Source organism: Barnesiella propionica, assembly GCF_025567045.1.
GTDB classification, from domain to species: Bacteria; Bacteroidota; Bacteroidia; order Bacteroidales; family Barnesiellaceae; genus Barnesiella_B; species Barnesiella_B propionica.
Window position 1 is genome coordinate 83561 of sequence record NZ_JAOQJK010000005.1, and the last position, 17153, is coordinate 100713.

The window sequence follows — 17153 nt, forward strand, 5'->3', positions numbered from 1 at the left end:
TTAATTCGTCTTGAATTTGTATTCTATTTGCGCCAATGCCTTATTAGCCTCTACAATTTTTTGTGCCAGACCTATTTTATATTCTTGTACTTTTTGGGCGATTTTTTCATCAGATAAAGCCAGCATCTGAGTTGCAAGAATCGCGGCGTTGAGAGCAGCGTTTATTCCTACGGTTGCCACAGGGATTCCCGGAGGCATTTGAACGATTGCGTAGAGTGCGTCTATGCCGTCTAATGATGATTTAATAGGCACTCCTATGACCGGCAATGTTGTCATGGAAGCGATAACACCGGGTAAATGTGCTGCCATACCGGCTGCTGCAATGATGACTTTGATTCCCCGCTTGCCTGCATTCTTGGAGAATTCCTCTACCTCTACCGGAGTACGGTGCGCGGAAAGGGCATTCATCTCGAACGGTATTTCGAGGTCATCAAGTAGCTTGGCTGCTTTTTCCATGATAGGCAAGTCCGAGGTACTGCCCATGATGATACTGACGATTGGTTTCATTTTTGTTTCTGATATATGTTAAAGTTGATATTTCAGTAAAAATGCAGTACAAATATACACCCAAAAAAAACCGTTTGCAAATCCTGCCAGCACTTGACCTAAAGTATGTCTTCCCATATAAATTCTTGCACTTCCCAAAGCTCCGGCTAATAATGTCCATAGTACGATAAGGAAAAGAGGAAAGGACGGGAGCATCAGTTGTGACCCGGTGAGAAAATATATTAATGCTACGACCCCTCCGATACCTGCCAGATGAGCGCTTATCTTCCACCACCGGTTAATTATAATGGAAATTATGACGGATATGGCCGCGCCTAAAAATAATCCGGTTACCCATAATGGCATTGCGTGGCTGATGAGGAACAGGGCGCAGCTTATATAGGATAACTGGCATATAATGTAAGGATAAAGCCTGTCTTTACGGTCGTTCAAAGTAACACTGCTTATGGCTTTTATTTTATAAAGTATGTAAATACATAGAGCTGGTATGATACAGGTAAAGAGAAATACACCGGCCAATATGAATAATTTGAACGGTAAATTAAGGACCAGAAGATATGTATGAAAGAAAATAATGAAAATCCCGTAGACCGGCATCAGTAAAGGATGCAATAGGGTGGAAAGGATTCGTGAAATAATATTCATACCGTTATGTTTTAATTGCTTATATTTCTTTTCGGAGCCTGGCTACCGGAATGGAAAGTTGCTCCCTGTATTTAGCGACAGTTCTGCGGGCTATTACATAGCCTTTGTCTTGTAGCATGTCGCAGAGCTTTTCATCCGACAACGGTTTCCGTTTATCTTCATTATTAACAAAATCTTGAAGAATACGTTTTATCTCCCTTGACGAAATTTCTTCGCCTGAATCATTTTGTAATGATTCCGAAAAGAAATATTTTAGCGGAAATACACCGAAATTAGTCTGTACATACTTACTGTTACTTGCACGAGATATAGTGGATATATCGAATCCTGAACGTTCGGCAACATCCCTAAGTATCATTGGTTTTAAGGTACTTTCATCTCCGGTGAGGAAAAAGTCCCGTTGAATTTCCACAATGGCTTGCATCGTGGACATGAGAGTATGGTTCCTCTGTTTTATGGCGTTTACAAACCATTGTGCCGCATCCAGTTTCTGTTTTACAAAAAGCAACGCATCTTTTTTCTCTTTGGTCTGGTTCGCTTTATTGCCGTTATAGTCGTCGAACATTTCCTGATAATCCTTACTGATCCTGAGCTCGGGCATGTTGCTGTTACTCATATTTACGGTGAGCTCTCCATCTTGCGATTCTACGATGAAATCGGGTATGATATGGCTCATTTCATCGGAAAATGAATTATTCCAGGCACTTCCCGGTTTGGGATTGAGTTGTGTGATTTCCTGTATCGCATTTTTTAATTCGGTTTCTGTTATTTCATATTGCCGGATTATTTTGTCATAATGTTTTTTAGTAAATTCTTCAAATGAGTTTTCGAGAATATTATAGGCAAGTAATGTAGCCGGATTCCCTTCTTTTCGCTCTAGTTGCAGCATGAGGCATTCTCTTAGGTTGGACGCGCCTACGCCAGCCGGTTCGAAATCTTGAATAAGTTGTAAAAGTTCATCCAGTTTTTCCACCGATACATCTATGCCTATCTGGAATATAAGGTCATCTGAAATAGCCGCGATAGGACGTTGCAGATATCCGTTATCATCAATGTTTCCTATAATATATTCGGCAATTTTCGTTTCCTGGTCGGTGAGGCTGCGTTCTCCTAATTGGCGCTCTAGAAAATCGTGGAATGAGGAATTTCCAGAGAAAGGAATTTCTTCACGACGTTCTTTTCGGGAAAAATTGTCGGCTTCCAGCCGGTAATCGGGTATGTCGTCTTCACTGCGGTAATCGGCAAGAGATAATTCTTCTGCACTCTCCTGAGGCCCGTCGTCTTGTGATTCGTTTTCCGGATATAAGGATTCTCCTCCTTCTTCCAATGCCGGATTTTCTACCAATTCCTGCTTAACACGTTCCTCCAGCTCCAGTTCTGTAAGCTCCAGCAACCGAATGATTTGTATTTGTTGCGGCGAAAGCTTTTGTTGTAACTTTTGTTGTAGTTGTTGTTTTAGCATAAGACGATTTTTATAAAACGAAGATAGACTTTTTTGGTGAAAGACAGAGATTAATGAACCTTAAAATTACTTATTGACCTATTTTCATTTATGTAGTATGGGTGTTTCCGGATAACGAAAAAGAGGATAGTCCGTCACCGGCCATCCTCTTTTTTATACAGATTGGAGTTTATTTTTTATTTTCCGTTTTATTCATTGTTCTCTTTACGTGGACGTTCGGTTCTCGGAGGACGAGGAGTAAGAGCCTTCATAGATAAACGATATTTTCCTGTTTTCTTGTCTATCTCGATTAGTTTTACTGTTACTTCGTCACCTTCCTTAATACCTGAATTTTCCATGTTGTCGATTCTGTCCCAACTGATTTCGGAGATGTGTAATAAACCGTCTTTACCTGGAAGGAATTCTACAAATGCACCGAAAGCGAGAATAGATTTTACTTTTCCTGTATAAGTTTCTCCTTCTTCGGGTTGTACGGTGATAGCACGAATACGGGAAAGTGCAGCATCGATAGAAGAACGATCCGGTGCCGATATTTCAATACGTCCTATATTGTCTATTTCTTCAATAGTAACAATGGCACCACTGGCTTCCTGTATACCCTGGATGATTTTTCCGCCCGGGCCTATTACAGCACCTATAAGATCTTTCGGAATAGTCAATGTTTCGATACGGGGAGCATGAGGCTTCAAGTCTGTACGAGGTTCTGCTATTGTATTAGTAATAATATCAAGAATATGCATACGTCCTTCGCGTGCCTGATTCAATGCTTTCTCAAGTACCTCATAAGATAGACCGTCACATTTGATATCCATTTGGGTAGCCGTTATACCGTCCCGTGTACCTGTTACTTTGAAGTCCATGTCTCCCAAATGATCTTCATCTCCCAAAATATCAGAAAGTACCGCGTATTTTACATTATCTTTATCCGTGATAAGTCCCATGGCAATACCTGATACGGGTTTTTTCATTTTTACACCGGCGTCTAACAAAGCCAGTGTACCGGAACAAACTGTAGCCATTGAAGAAGAACCGTTTGATTCGAGAATATCCGATACGACACGTATTACATAAGGATAATCTTCGGGAATCATCTTTTTTAAAGCACGATTGGCGAGATTTCCGTGTCCTATTTCACGACGTCCCACACCGCGTTGTGCTTTGGCTTCCCCTGTTGAGAACGGGGGGAAATTATAGTGAAGCAGAAAACGTTCACGACCTTGGTTTAATACATCATCAAGAATCTTTTCATCAAGTTTTGTTCCTAAAGTAACAGTTGCCAGGGCCTGTGTTTCACCACGAGTAAAAACTGCTGATCCGTGAGGTCCCGGAACATAATCGATTTCGCACCAGATAGGACGGATTTGTGTCGTGGTACGACCGTCCAGACGAATGCCTTCGTCTAGAATGCAGCGACGTACAGCTTCTTTTTCTACATCGTGGTAGTAGCGTTTTACAAGAGCTCCTTTTTCTGCAGCTTCTTCTTCTCCCATATTGGCCAGATATTCCTCGACTATTGCATCAAAGGCAGCCTGGCGTGCGTGTTTATCCGCATTTCCGGCACGTGCTATGGCGTATGCTTTATCGTAACATTTTTCCCAAACGTCTTTGCGAAGTTCCTCATCATTGGTTTCGTGACAGTAGGTACGTTTTGCAATTCCTACGGCTTCGGCTAATTCTTTTTGTACCAGACAATGTACTTTAATTGCGTCGTGCGCTGCTTTAAGAGCTTCTAACAGGTCTGCTTCGGAAACTTCATCCATTTCTCCTTCTACCATCATGATGTTATCATAGGTAGCTCCTACCATCAGATCCATATCTGCTTTTTCCAGTTCGCTGTATGTAGGATTGATTTTGAATTTGCCATCAATACGTGCAACACGTACTTCGGAAATAGGCCCGTTGAAGGGTATATCTGAGACTGCTATTGCTGCCGATGCTGCCAAACCTGCTAATGCATCAGGAATATCAACTCCGTCGGAAGAAAATAACATGATGTTTACGAACGTATCAGCATGATAGTTTTCAGGGAAGAGGGGACGCAGAACGCGATCGACCAGCCGTGAAGTCAGGATTTCGTAATCAGAAGCACGGCCTTCTCTTTTGGTGAAGCCACCGGGGAAACGTCCGAATGCTGAAAATCTTTCTTTATACTCAACTTGTAAGGGCATGAAGTCTACCCCTTCGCCGGCCTCCTGAGCCGAGCATACGGTAGCGAGAAGCATGGTATTTCCCATACGGACTTCTACGGCCCCGTCAGCTTGCTTTGCAAGCTTTCCTGTTTCGATTGTAATGGTCCTTCCATCACCTAAATCGATTGTCTTAACAATAGGATTAATCATAAATTTTTTTTCTTTCTTTCCAAATTCGTGCAAAGATAATAAAGATTATGCGCAACACCATGAAAATGAAAGAAAAATGCAAAAAAATAGCCTTATCCGGACTTTTTTAAGAAAAGAAATGAAGCAATTTATATCCGTGAAAGTTCTGGTTATTTGTTTGCAGGTAAAAGGTTGATTTTGTTGATAAAAAAATCCTTGCCTAATCTTCAGGCAAGGATTTTTTATGAGAATTATCAACCAATTATTTTACGATAGAATCGATAGAATATTTTGCAAATTCGAGATCCGAAGCAGCTTGAGCAGCCTTGGAAGGATCGAGTTTGATAGATTGTTTCAAATTAGAAGTTACCATTTGTTCGTTGTTGGTGCGTGCGCCCAGAACAGCTAATAAATAGTAGGTTGTTGCATTAGGAGTAGAAATTCCGGCTAATGTGTTTTTAGCAGCGCTGTAATCTTTTGTCAAGATTTGTGCCAGAGCAGCATTATTGGTTTTTGAACTGCCAAATGCTTTAACTGCAGCATTATAATCTCCTTTTTTCAGATAATAAACACCCAAAGCATCGTTTACTTCGTTTACACCGGCTGCACTACCGAATGCACGTTCTGCTTTAGCATAATCTTTGTTATTGAGGCTGATAAGGCCTTGGTTCAGAGCTATTTCAGGAGCGTTAGGAGCTATTTTTGCTGCTTTTGCGAAATTAGCTGCTGCTGCATTCAGATCACCGTTTTCGTATTGTATCATACCTAAATTGTTATATCCGCGATAATCGTTAGGATAAATTTCGGTAACTTTAGTATAGATTGCAGCTTTTTCGTTATTATTTTTAGTTAAAGTCGCAGCGTAGAGCAATTCGTCAACAGTTAAGGATTTTGCATCTTCTTTTGCCAGCTTGGCGATTTCTTCGTCTGATTTACCTATAACGTCGATAGAAGCAGTTAATCTTGAGTAGCGTAGTTGAGGAAGAATTTCTTCTGCCAATACTTTGAATGTAGAAGACATATTCTTGATTTCTCTTTCTCTTTGTTCCGGGTCGGGATACATAGAAAGAACACGGAGAATCAAATCTTTATCCTGAATGTTTGATTTAGAAACCAATTCCTGGAAACCTTCCCAGTCTTGAGCAGTAAATTCAGCAGTAGTGTTAGCGACTACTTTATCTTTTTTCATTTGTTTTTCAAGATAAGCGGTCGTATTTGTTTCACGTTTTTCAGCCAGTTTAGTATTTAATTCTACACCACCGTCAGGAGAAGCGTAAGAAGAAATGTTTACATTAGTAATTTCTTTGTTCGGTGCTTCATTCGCAGCAATCAAATCTTTGTGGAAATCTTTAACTTTTGATGAATTCAATTCAGAAGCACGCAAGTTGGCTTGTTGTATAAGGAACAAGATGTCTGTTTTAAATGTTTCTTTGATAATACGTTGGAATTTATCCGGAGTAATAGCCGGGGTTAATTCCTGAGCATCAGCTATTTCAGAAGTAGAGATAACACCTTCTGCTACTTTTACACGAGGTAATTCAATTGTTTTTTTACCTTTCTTTACAGTAAATCCTAAATAAAGATCGGATTTTCTCATTTCAGGAATATAAGTAAATGAAACAGGCATAGAAATTACACCACCCATTTTGTAAGAGATGGTCTGATTGTTGCCTTGTACTTTTTCTCCCTGATAAACAAATGGAGTTCCGGCAGTTTCACCGGCAGCATATACCAGATAAGGTGTTACGGTTACAGTTGCTTTTTTATCAAAATATTTTTCAGGGAATTTACCGGTGATGGTAGCCGGAACCTGACCTCCTACAACTTCAAGAGGAGACGGCGTTACAGTAAAGTAATCAGCCGACATCGGCCCCATTTCTTTACAGCCCACAAATGCTAGTACGAAAAGGAGCAATAAGGGCAAACATAATTTTTTATTCATAACTAAGAAATTAAATTGGTTATACTAAATTATTATTTTATGCAAAAATAACTATTATATTTTATGTGTGTTTATTTTACTAAAAAAATTATGCAAACATTACTCACATATTATGATAAAAACATTTTACGTTACAAAAATAGTGAAAAGAGGGAGAATAAAAATGTTCACACGAGATTATTTCAGCATGAAATGCTTAAAATAGTGTAATTTAATTCCATTATTTGATTTATTGTTTTAAAAGTTGTTTATTGCGCGGATGGTGGTTGAGAATCTCCTGGCGGATAAAACTTTTGTCAAGATGAATATATATTTCGGTCGTAGTGATACTCTCGTGTCCCAGCATTTGTTGTATAGCCCTTAGGTTCGCTCCTCCTTCCAACAGGTGAGTGGCGAAAGAATGTCGTAAAGTATGGGGGCTTACTTTCTTGTTTATGCCGCAAAGTTCGCATTGTTGCCGGATGATGTAAAATATCATGACGCGCGATAATTTGGTCCCGCGTCGGTTGAGAAAAAGAAAATCTTCGTGTCCTCGTTTTACAGGTACCGAATCTCTGTCTGTAAGATATGACTTTATTTCCTTTATAGCCGATTGTGACAAGGGAACCAGGCGTTGCTTCTCTCCTTTTCCTTCTACCAGGATATATGCTTCCTGAAAATATATTTGTGATATTTTTAAAGATACCAGTTCCGAAACCCGTAGTCCGCAACTATACATTACTTCTATGATAGCTTTGTTTCTGCGCTCTTCGGGTTTCGTCAGATCAAAACTGTTTTCTATAGTATCTATTTCTTCGGTACTCAATATTTCGGGAAGTTTTCGTCCCAGTTGAGGCGTTTCCAGTAAAAAAGAAGGATCTTTATCTATATATCCTTCCAGCTCAAGATAATGAAAGAATGATTTAACTCCGGATATGATGCGGGCCTGTGAACGCACTTGTATTCCTATGTCTTGCAAAGTACAGATGAACTGGTGTAAAGAGTTGTCGCTGACATTACGCAAAGATATTTTTTCTACAGAAAGAAAGTCCGACAATTTCCTTACATCGTTAAGATATGCCGAGACAGTATTATCTTCTAGTCCTTTTTCCAACTTGAGGTAAGCCGTGAATTTTTTTATGATATCTGTTTCTTTAACTCTCACCTGTTTTGTCATATGAAACTCATTTTTTTTACCTAATTTTGTAGCAAAATTGGAAAGTAGTTTTTTATCGGTACGGATGTTCCGGTAATTTTTATTCCGGTACATTTTACGCAAGACAAAGATATAAAAACAAAATGAATCGAGAAGAGCGGATAATCCTGTTTTTATAGCTATTTCCCTGTACAATTGCAATATAAATTATATTATTATGAATATACTTATCATTAACGGTCCCAATCTGAATCTTTTGGGAAAACGGGAAAAGAGTATTTACGGAGATTGTTCTTTTGAAGAGTATCTGGCTCGTTTAAGTAAATTATATCCTCAGCATCATATTGATTATTTTCAGAGTAATCATGAAGGAGAATTAATCGACCGTATCCATAAAGCAGGTTTTGAAGAAACTGGTATTATACTTAATGCCGGAGCGTATACGCATACATCAATAGCTATATCCGACGCAATACGAAGTGTGACAACCCCTGTTATAGAGGTACATATATCAAATATTCATGCCAGAGAAGAATATCGTCATACTTCTATGATTGCAGCGGCCTGTAAAGGTTCCATTATTGGTTTCGGTCTTGACTCGTATCGCTTGGCGATAGAAGCTTTTACCAATAAATAATATGAAGAGCATAACAAACGCTTTTTCTTTTTTGTTATAGAGTATAAAAAGAAATATAATATGTCGAAGTTTACAAAAATTGTAGCAACCATATCGGATAAATGTTGTGATGTTGATTTTGTACGTCAGTTATTTGAAAACGGTATGAATGTCGTACGGATGAATTCCGCCCATATGCAGGAAGAAGGTTTTTTACGTATTATAACCAATGTACGTGAAGTTTCCCCCCAAATCGGAATTCTTATGGATACCAAAGGCCCCGAGGTGAGAACTACGACCATTGACGGAACCGATACGCTTATTTATACGACAGGAGATATAGTTGAAATAAAGGGAGAGCCCGACAGGTTGACGACACACGATTGTATTTGTGTTTCATATCCCGCTTTTATCGAAGATGTACCGGTCGGTAGCAGTGTGTTGATCGATGACGGGGAGATGGAATTCCGAGTATTGGAAAAGAAGGATAATTCTCTTATTTGCGAAGCCCGTAACGGAGGAGAAATGGGTTCTCGAAAAAGTGTAAATGTTCCGGGAATACGCATTAATCTTCCTTCTCTTACCGAAAAGGACAAACACAATATACGCATTGCTATTGAAAATGATATTGATTTTATTGCTCATTCTTTTGTTCGCAATAAAAAAGATGTATTGGATATACAGCATATTCTCGACGAATATAACAGCCCGATTAAAATTATAGCAAAAATTGAAAACCAGGAGGGTGTCGATAATATCGATGAAATACTTGAGGTTGCTTATGGAGTTATGATTGCCCGGGGAGATTTAGGAATAGAAATTCCTCAGGAAAAGATCCCTGGAATCCAGTGTATGCTTATCAAGAAATGTATATTGGCAAAAAAACCGGTTATTGTGGCTACGCAAATGCTCCATTCCATGATTAAAAATCCTCGTCCTACCCGGGCTGAGGTTACTGATATTGCTAATGCCATATATCATCATACCGATGCCTTGATGTTAAGTGGAGAGACTGCTTATGGAAAATATCCGGCGGAAGCTGTCGCTACGATGGCTAAAATAGCGGAGGAGGCGGAAAGTAGTAAATTATCCGATAACAGTATTCGGGTGATTACTACGGGAGATGATATAGATGTTACTTCATTTCTGGCAAAACAGGCGGTAAAATCTTCTAATAAATTAGGAACTAAAGCTATTCTTACGGATAGTTATACAGGACGTACGGCCCGTTATGTCGCAGCTTACAGAGGAAAATATCCGGTACTGGCGATTTGCTATCGCGAACGCACTATTCGGACTCTGGCGCTATCGTACGGTGTGTTCCCTATGTATCAGCAGGAGACCGCTTCGACCAGACAGTATCTGTTTAACGGATTAAATCTTTTAATAAATAAACAGTTGCTTACTCGTGAAGATCTGATAGCTTATTTAGGCGGTGGTTTCGGAGAGGGTAAAGGAACTACATTCTTGGAAATAAACCGGGTTGGAGATGTTCTGGATGCTTTTGACGAATATGTTCTGCCGAATATGGAGGATATGGTGAATGACTGATGATTTAGAGGAGTATATACTCCGACATATTGACGATGAGAGCGAGTTGCTGTCTGCACTTAACAGAGAAACTCATCTTTACCATTTACGGCCCCGTATGATATCGGGACATCTGCAAGGACGTATACTCAAAATGTTTTGCCGGATGATACGGCCTCACCGGATTCTCGAACTGGGAACATTTACGGGATATTCAGCTTTATGTCTGGCGGAAGGTATGCCCGAAGATGCCGAACTACATACGATTGATGTGGATGATGAAATAGAAGAATTTACCCGTTCGTTTATAGAACGTTCACCCTGGAAAGACCGTATCAGATTTATTATAGGAGATGCTTGTGAAATAATACCGTCATTGGAAGATATTTATGATATGGTTTTTATCGATGCCAACAAGAGGGATTATATGCGCTACTATGAACTGGTATTCGATAAAGTACGCCCGGGCGGATTCATATTGGCCGATAATACATTATGGGATGGAAAGGTTGTGACCGATCCTTTAAGTAGAGATGCTCAAACTGTGGGTATAGAAAGATTTAATGATGAAATAGCCGATGATACCCGGGTCGAAAAAGTGATTATTCCCTTAAGAGACGGATTGACCGTTATATATAAAAAACCGTTATAAGTTTGTATTTCTCCTGTAAATGGTGTAATTTGGTATCTGATATGCACGCAAATGCTAAAAAATAGAATATGGAAACTACTAGACAAAGTAAGATAAGCAGGTTATTGCAGAAAGACCTGAGCGATATTTTTCTTAATGAAACCCGTAAAACACATGGTACGCTTATTTCGGTAAGTGTAGTGCGTGTAAGTCCGGATCTGAGCGTGGCAAAAGTGTATTTGAGCATATTCCCTTCGGAAAAATCCGAAGAAATACTGGAGTCGATACGGGCCAGTGCTAAAACCATACGTTATGAACTTTCTCAGAAGGTGCGTTTCCAATTGCGTAAAACGCCCGAACTCATGTTCTTTCTGGATGATTCTTTAGATTATATCGAAAATATAGATACTCTTCTTAAGAAATAAGATGAGATGGGGAATCTCTCTTTAAAAATAGCTTTTCGCTATCTTTTCTCGAAAAAGTCGCACAGCGCTATCAATATGATTTCGATGGTGTCGGTTTGCGGTGTGGCTGTTATTACAATGGCATTGGTATGTACCTTATCTGTGTATAATGGCTTTCAGGAGGTTATCGGTAATTTGTATTCGGCAATTGATCCTCAGATAAAGATAGAACCCCTGCGGGGAAAAACATTAGATACCGATGCGGAGGAATTCGGTATGATTGCATCGTGGCCTGAAGTTGAGGAATTCTCTCCCGTTGTGGAAGATAATGCGCTTGCTGTTTACAGAGGGAAGCAAACTCCGGTCCTTTTGAAAGGAGTGCCTGAGAATTATGATAAACTGACAAATATTGGCGAACTGCTTCTTAACGGTGAGTTTATTTTGCATGATACTATAACAGATTATGCTGTGATGGGAGCTGGTGTAGCTATGCAGATTGAAGCTGGAGCTCAATATTCACAACCTCTGGAAATATATGTACCTAAGAGAGATTCCCGTGTAAATATGGCAAATCCGTCCTCTTCGTTTAATCAGGCCCGGGTTTTTGTCAGTTCCGTATTTGCTGTTAATGAACCTGAGTATGATAATCAGCTGGTGCTGGTACCATTGCGTCTGGCGCGGGAGATATTCAATTATTCTACACAAGCTACGGCTATTGAAATAAAACTGAAGCCGGATGTGGATGAAAAAAAACTTATTGCCCGTATGCAGGAAGTTTTAGGAGCCGGATATCTGGTTAAAGACAGGATGATGCAACAAGAGACGGCTTTTCGTTTTATGCAGATAGAAAAGTGGATTACTTTCCTTATCATGGTATTTATTCTTATGGTCGCCACGTTTAATGTTATTGGTTCTTTGTCAATGCTTATTATAGATAAGGAGGCCGATATACGTACTTTACGTAACCTGGGTGCTGATAAAAAATTAATTTCCCGCATATTTCTGACGGAAGGATGGCTGATTTCGATATTAGGGGCTGGAACAGGTATCGTGCTGGGGGTGGTGCTGTGCTTGTTACAACAGGCATACGGATGGTTACGTCTGGGACAGACGACCGGCGTTTTTGTTGTTGATGCTTATCCGGTGAGACTGGAGTGGGCCGATACTCTAATTATTGCAGCTGTGGTTTCTTTACTCGGTTTTTTGGCGGCATGGTATCCTGTCAAATATCTAAGTACATCTTCTTCAGGAAATTAATCTTACATATATTTAGTTTTTGCAGTAAGTACTTGTTTTGTAATTGGGAAATATGACAATTTTTCAATAAAATGGGTTGTATCATATTTTTTATTAGATTTATTGTAAATTTCTTGTTTATGTTCAGAATTTTAACGAATATTGCGTACGAATAAGTTGGAAATATGGAAATCCGATATTGATAATATTGCTTTCATTTATGTGCTAGAAAAGAAAGACACACAATCTTTTAATACAATTTCTGAGAATTTAATCCTGCCAGGGCTTTATTGATCCTGTACACTAATCCTGTAACTAAATTTCTTCTTATGAGTCTGAAACGAATTATTTTAAGTGCAGCCCTTTTTCTCCCTTTATTGCTTTTTGCTGCCGGGAGCGGGCAAAAAACCGATTTGAGCAATATTAATTTGAAAATCAACGGCGCGGTTGTTTATGACGTTAACAAAGATGGAAATACCTTTGGTATTTATTCTTTTAAACCCCGCAATCCGGTGACAAGAGAAGCCGTGAAGCTTATTCCCTGGTTAAGCGCTAATGGAGGTGCTATATTATTCGGTGGAAAATATTATACTTTCGATTATACAATCGGGAGTGGTTATGCAAGTGGCTATTATACTACATACGATGCGGTTACGTGGGAAAAGCTCGTGGATAAAAGTGCTGGATATGATGCTGCCGCAGTGTATGCCAATGCTGCATTGAGTTGCGCGCAGGACCCTGTGACCGGAATTATATATTGTAGCGGTTATGAGTATGATGCTGCAGGAGGTTCGCTCAGTTATATTCTTTCTACTTGGGATCTGGACGGAATGACGAAGCAAAAAATTGCCGCTATGGAACGTCCGATGCAGGTAATGGGATGTACGAAAGATGGTACGCTATATGGAATTTCATCCAATACAGCGTCTCAAACCAATAATGGTGGTATCCTGTATAAAATTGATAAGACTACGGGTATATTAACGAAGGTAGGTGATACAGGAGTGGATCCTAAGTTTTTTCAATCGGCGGTGATAAATCCTAAAGACGATACATTTTATTGGTTTGCCAATGAAGAAGACGAATCGGCTAATTTATATACAGTAAATCTTTCTACAGGAGAAGCAGTCAAGATTGGTAAGCTCCCTTACGGAGAACAAGTCGTTGGTGCATATATTCCCGCTCCGGAAGCTAATGATGACGCGCCTTCAGGGGCTCTTAATCTTACTGTTGATTTTCCGGATGGAGCCCTTGACGGAAAAGTTGTTTTTGATGTTCCTGATTATACATATGCGGGACAAGTGCTTACCGGTGAGGTAAAATATACTGTTAAGGCAAATGGAGCAGAGGCGGCGAGCGGAACTTCTTCTCCGGGTGAAAAAGTTACTGCCGGGTTTAGTGTGTCTGCAGGTGGTAGTTATAATATTAGTGTAGTTTTGTCCAATAATGCCGGAGACAGTCCTACCGAAACAACCGAAATTTATATAGGTAAAGACAAACCGTTAGCTCCTCAAAATATTACCCTTACCCGGGAGAACAGTATAAATACGGTATCTTGGGAAGCTCCCGCCGGAACGGAAAATGGAGGGTATATGAATGTTGAGGATCTTACTTATAAAGTGACAAGAATGCCCGGAAATGTAGTGGTTAAAGAGAAGCTAAAAGCAGCTACTTATTCAGAAATGTTCGATAGCGATGAGTTGGCTGTTTATTATTATAACGTTACTGCATTTAATGACACTATCGAAGGTGCATCGGCTAACTCCAATTCCATAAAAATAGGAGAGGCTCTCGATCCTCCTTATTCGCAGGATTTTACGGATAAGACTTCTTTAGATCTTTATACGATAATAGATGTGAACGGAGATAAATCAACCTGGGCATATTCGAGTGGTAAAGTTTCTTACCGCTATAACAGCAAAAATGTTGCCGACGATTGGCTGATTACTCCCCCTTTACGATTGGTTGCAGGAAATAAATATGTCATTTCTTATGATGTATATGCCCTGAACGCTCGTTCTCCCGAAAAGCTCGAGGTGAAGATGGGTAAAACTGCTACGGCCGACGGAATGACGAGTTGTTTGATGGAGGAGAAAGAATATACCAATACGAGCCGGGAACCTCTTACGGAAACTGTAACTGTAATACCTGAAGCAGACGGAATATATTATATAGGCTTTCATGCGGTAAGTAATGCCAATATGGGAAATCTCAACTTGGATAATTTGAAAGTAGAGGTAGTATCGCCTAATGTGCCGGGAGCAGTAACCGAGCTTAAAGTAGAACCGGCTGCACAAGGGGTATTGTCGGCAACTATTTCGTTCGTTACGCCGTCTTTAAATTCTGTAGGTTCTCCGCTTACCTCGCTTTCTTCTATAGAAATATCGCGCAACGGAAAATTAGTAGAGACCATCGAATCTGCTGAAAAAGGAAAGACTATCGAATGGACTGATAAATCACCCGTAACGGGTACCAACAGTTATTTGGTAGTTGCCGTTAATTCTTTCGGCAGCGGCGATAGTGCGGAGTCATCGGCGTATATCGGTATAGATATTCCGCTTGCACCTGTAAATGTCGTATTTGCAGATTTAGGCAATGGTAATGGTTCCCTATCATGGGATAAGGTCGCTGATGTCGGTATCCATAACGGGTATGTAGATGTTTCGGCTGTAACTTATGAAGTATATGATGAGGATAATAAACTTGTAGATGCAAATGTATCCGGAAATACATGTGCTTTAACCGGACTGAACAAAGAGTTGCCTCAGGTACTTGCATCATATACGGTTTATGCGAAGAATAGTATCGGGAAGTCTGAGACTGGAACGGCTTCGAATAATATGTTGGTAGGACCGGCTTACGAAGCACCTTATGTAGAAAAGTTTGTTGATGCTAAAGTTACCAAAGGTCCGTGGACTGTTGAAATTTTGTCGGGCGGAAAATATGATTCAGGGTGGACAATACGACCGGATCAATCGAAAGAAGAAGATGGCGGAAGTGCCGATTTTGGTGGTTATGCCGTAGGAGCCGTAGCCCGTATTTACAGTCCGAAAATAGATGTGTCTCATATTGCCAAACCTCGTTTGGTCGCCTGGGTGCTTATTCCCGGAGGCGGAGCGAAAATAACGGTTCAAATTTCAGAGAATTATGGTGAATGGCAAGATGTTTCTACGGTAGAGCAAGCTTTGGAATGGACTTTGGTAAATATAGATTTGTCTTCCTGTAAATCGGGTAATATACGGGTTGCGTTCATGGGAGAATGTCTCAAAGATTATATGTTCGCTTATGTTGATAATGTCGAGCTGCGTAGTTTTTCCGAGAGTAATTTGAAAGCTGTCTCCATGGATGGACCTCCTTTTGGCAAAATCAATGAAGAAAGTGTTTATACAGTGTCGGTCTTTAATGAAGGCATTACTACTGTTAATGATTTTATCGTTAATCTTGTAGATGGTGATGATAACATTGTTGTTTCGGAATCGGTGGAATCATTGGCGGCCCAGACTTCAGCGGATATAAAATTACATTTTACCCCGTCGGTACATCAACGCGGCTCGCTTTTGACTTTTACCGGAAAAATTGAATCTGTAACCGACGAGGATCTTTCGGATAATGTTACCGGACCGGTATCGACGCAAATAAGAGGCTCTGAATATCCTGTGGTTTCAGGCCTTACAGGTGGGAATACCGGACAGGGAGTGGAGCTTACTTGGAATGCACCTGATATGAATATTCCTCAAAATGAAGAAGTTACTGAAGAGTTTGAGAAATATGACCCGTTTACGATTAACGGATTCGGAGACTGGACTGTATTTGATGCTGATGGCGGTGAAACATTCGTATTCGGAGAGGTGCAAAATTACTGGCCAAATGCCGGACAACCCCAGGCCTTTATGATAATGGATGTTGCCGCTTCATATTTCCAGGGGCTCGGAGTTGATAAAAACTTCCGTATGGATAAAAAACATGGTACGAAACTTGCTGTTTGCTGGTCGGCAAATTCTACGACAACTAAAGAGGGGCATAATGATGACTGGCTGATCTCCCCCAGGTTAGCACAAGTAGCTCAGACGGTTACTTTTGAAGCATTACGTTACTCGCCTTTATATGGAAATGAATCGTTTGAGGTTTATTATTCGACGACAGGAAATACGACAGAATGTTTCACGCATCGGCTTGGACAGGTTGACAGTGTTTCTTATGAAAAATGGACTGAATATGAGTATCAATTACCTGCCGATGCTTCTTATTTTGCGATACGTTGTACGACAAAAGACGGTTTCTTGCTGGGTATTGATAATGTCAATTTTGTCCCGGAACCTGTATTGCCTGAAGATCTTTTCTTAGTAAATTATAATGTTTACCGAAATGGAGGGAAGATTGCAACTGTCCCGACGCCCGGTTATATAGATACTGATCCTAAAAAAGGGGAGGATAATGTCTATGCAATATCAGCAATGTATAACGCGGGAGAATCAAATCTTTCTAATACGGTAACGGTTTTCGTATCTTCCGGGACTGGATGGAATGAAATTTCGGATGTTAAAGTGTATAGTATAGATAATAACATTATCGTACACGGAGCCGAAGGATTGAATGTTCGTGTGACTGATCTCGGCGGTATCGTTATATATAATAGGGAAGGAAAAGATTATAATAAGATTCCTTTAAGTGCGGGAGCCTATATCGTGCAGGTTGCAGATAAAACGGTGAAAGTAATTGTAAAATAA

Annotated in this window: 12 protein-coding genes; 6 read left to right on the forward strand and 6 right to left on the reverse strand. The window is 40.0% G+C overall.

Annotated elements, in window-relative coordinates; all coding sequences use genetic code 11:
- From purE to xerD, 6 genes are all read right to left on the reverse strand, one after another.
- On the reverse strand, positions 1 to 507 hold the full coding sequence (purE, locus tag OCV73_RS08270) for a 5-(carboxyamino)imidazole ribonucleotide mutase (protein WP_147551214.1): 507 nt from the start codon (positions 505 to 507) through the stop codon (positions 1 to 3).
- A gap of 18 nt (positions 508 to 525) precedes the next feature.
- Positions 526 to 1152 carry a hypothetical protein gene (locus tag OCV73_RS08275; protein ID WP_147551216.1) on the reverse strand — a complete coding sequence of 209 codons (627 nt, stop codon included), beginning with the start codon at positions 1150 to 1152 and terminating at the stop codon, positions 526 to 528.
- Between the two features lie 19 nt (positions 1153 to 1171).
- Positions 1172 to 2665, reverse strand: a complete 1494-nt coding sequence (rpoN, locus tag OCV73_RS08280) for an RNA polymerase factor sigma-54 (RefSeq protein WP_147551218.1) — start codon at positions 2663 to 2665, stop codon at positions 1172 to 1174.
- A gap of 137 nt (positions 2666 to 2802) precedes the next feature.
- The gene (pnp, locus tag OCV73_RS08285) at positions 2803 to 4953 is read right to left on the reverse strand and encodes a polyribonucleotide nucleotidyltransferase (protein WP_147551220.1); all 2151 of its coding nucleotides are present in this window, start codon (positions 4951 to 4953) and stop codon (positions 2803 to 2805) included.
- A gap of 241 nt (positions 4954 to 5194) precedes the next feature.
- Positions 5195 to 6874, reverse strand: a complete 1680-nt coding sequence (locus OCV73_RS08290; protein WP_147551222.1) for a tetratricopeptide repeat protein — start codon at positions 6872 to 6874, stop codon at positions 5195 to 5197.
- 229 nt (positions 6875 to 7103) lie between these two features.
- Positions 7104 to 8030: a site-specific tyrosine recombinase XerD gene (gene xerD, locus OCV73_RS08295; protein WP_147551224.1), complete on the reverse strand. Its 927-nt coding sequence runs from the start codon at positions 8028 to 8030 to the stop codon at positions 7104 to 7106.
- Between the two features lie 196 nt (positions 8031 to 8226).
- Here xerD and aroQ point away from each other — a divergent pair, with 196 nt between their 5' ends.
- The 6 genes from aroQ to OCV73_RS08325 all read left to right on the forward strand — a co-directional run bounded on the left by aroQ (position 8227) and on the right by OCV73_RS08325 (position 17153).
- Positions 8227 to 8646, forward strand: a complete 420-nt coding sequence (gene aroQ, locus OCV73_RS08300; protein WP_147551226.1) for a type II 3-dehydroquinate dehydratase — start codon at positions 8227 to 8229, stop codon at positions 8644 to 8646.
- Between the two features lie 60 nt (positions 8647 to 8706).
- A complete protein-coding gene (gene pyk / locus OCV73_RS08305) occupies positions 8707 to 10176 on the forward strand; it encodes a pyruvate kinase (RefSeq protein WP_147551228.1) in 1470 nt (489 codons plus the stop codon).
- The gene (locus tag OCV73_RS08310) at positions 10169 to 10807 is read left to right on the forward strand and encodes an O-methyltransferase (RefSeq protein ID WP_147551230.1); all 639 of its coding nucleotides are present in this window, start codon (positions 10169 to 10171) and stop codon (positions 10805 to 10807) included. Before pyk ends, OCV73_RS08310 begins: the two co-directional genes overlap by 8 nt.
- A gap of 68 nt (positions 10808 to 10875) precedes the next feature.
- Complete coding sequence (gene rbfA / locus OCV73_RS08315) at positions 10876 to 11211, forward strand: 30S ribosome-binding factor RbfA (protein ID WP_147551232.1); 336 nt, start codon at positions 10876 to 10878, stop codon at positions 11209 to 11211.
- 6 nt (positions 11212 to 11217) lie between these two features.
- Positions 11218 to 12447, forward strand: coding sequence for an FtsX-like permease family protein (locus OCV73_RS08320; RefSeq protein WP_147551234.1), 1230 nt, complete (start codon positions 11218 to 11220; stop codon positions 12445 to 12447).
- Positions 12448 to 12755: 308 nt separating this feature from the next.
- On the forward strand, positions 12756 to 17153 hold the full coding sequence (locus tag OCV73_RS08325; RefSeq protein WP_147551236.1) for a choice-of-anchor J domain-containing protein: 4398 nt from the start codon (positions 12756 to 12758) through the stop codon (positions 17151 to 17153).

What these genes read in the sequence shown, in the direction of transcription:
- xerD (WP_147551224.1), bottom strand. Translation starts at nt 8,030, where the DNA reads ATGACAAAACAGGTGAGAGTTAAAGAAACAGATATCATAAAAAAATTC.
- OCV73_RS08320 (WP_147551234.1), top strand. Translation starts at nt 11,218, where the DNA reads ATGGGGAATCTCTCTTTAAAAATAGCTTTTCGCTATCTTTTCTCGAAA.
- OCV73_RS08290 (WP_147551222.1), bottom strand. Translation starts at nt 6,874, where the DNA reads ATGAATAAAAAATTATGTTTGCCCTTATTGCTCCTTTTCGTACTAGCA.
- pnp (WP_147551220.1), bottom strand. Translation starts at nt 4,953, where the DNA reads ATGATTAATCCTATTGTTAAGACAATCGATTTAGGTGATGGAAGGACC.
- OCV73_RS08325 (WP_147551236.1), top strand. Translation starts at nt 12,756, where the DNA reads ATGAGTCTGAAACGAATTATTTTAAGTGCAGCCCTTTTTCTCCCTTTA.
- aroQ (WP_147551226.1), top strand. Translation starts at nt 8,227, where the DNA reads ATGAATATACTTATCATTAACGGTCCCAATCTGAATCTTTTGGGAAAA.
- rbfA (WP_147551232.1), top strand. Translation starts at nt 10,876, where the DNA reads ATGGAAACTACTAGACAAAGTAAGATAAGCAGGTTATTGCAGAAAGAC.
- OCV73_RS08310 (WP_147551230.1), top strand. Translation starts at nt 10,169, where the DNA reads ATGACTGATGATTTAGAGGAGTATATACTCCGACATATTGACGATGAG.
- purE (WP_147551214.1), bottom strand. Translation starts at nt 507, where the DNA reads ATGAAACCAATCGTCAGTATCATCATGGGCAGTACCTCGGACTTGCCT.
- pyk (WP_147551228.1), top strand. Translation starts at nt 8,707, where the DNA reads ATGTCGAAGTTTACAAAAATTGTAGCAACCATATCGGATAAATGTTGT.
- OCV73_RS08275 (WP_147551216.1), bottom strand. Translation starts at nt 1,152, where the DNA reads ATGAATATTATTTCACGAATCCTTTCCACCCTATTGCATCCTTTACTG.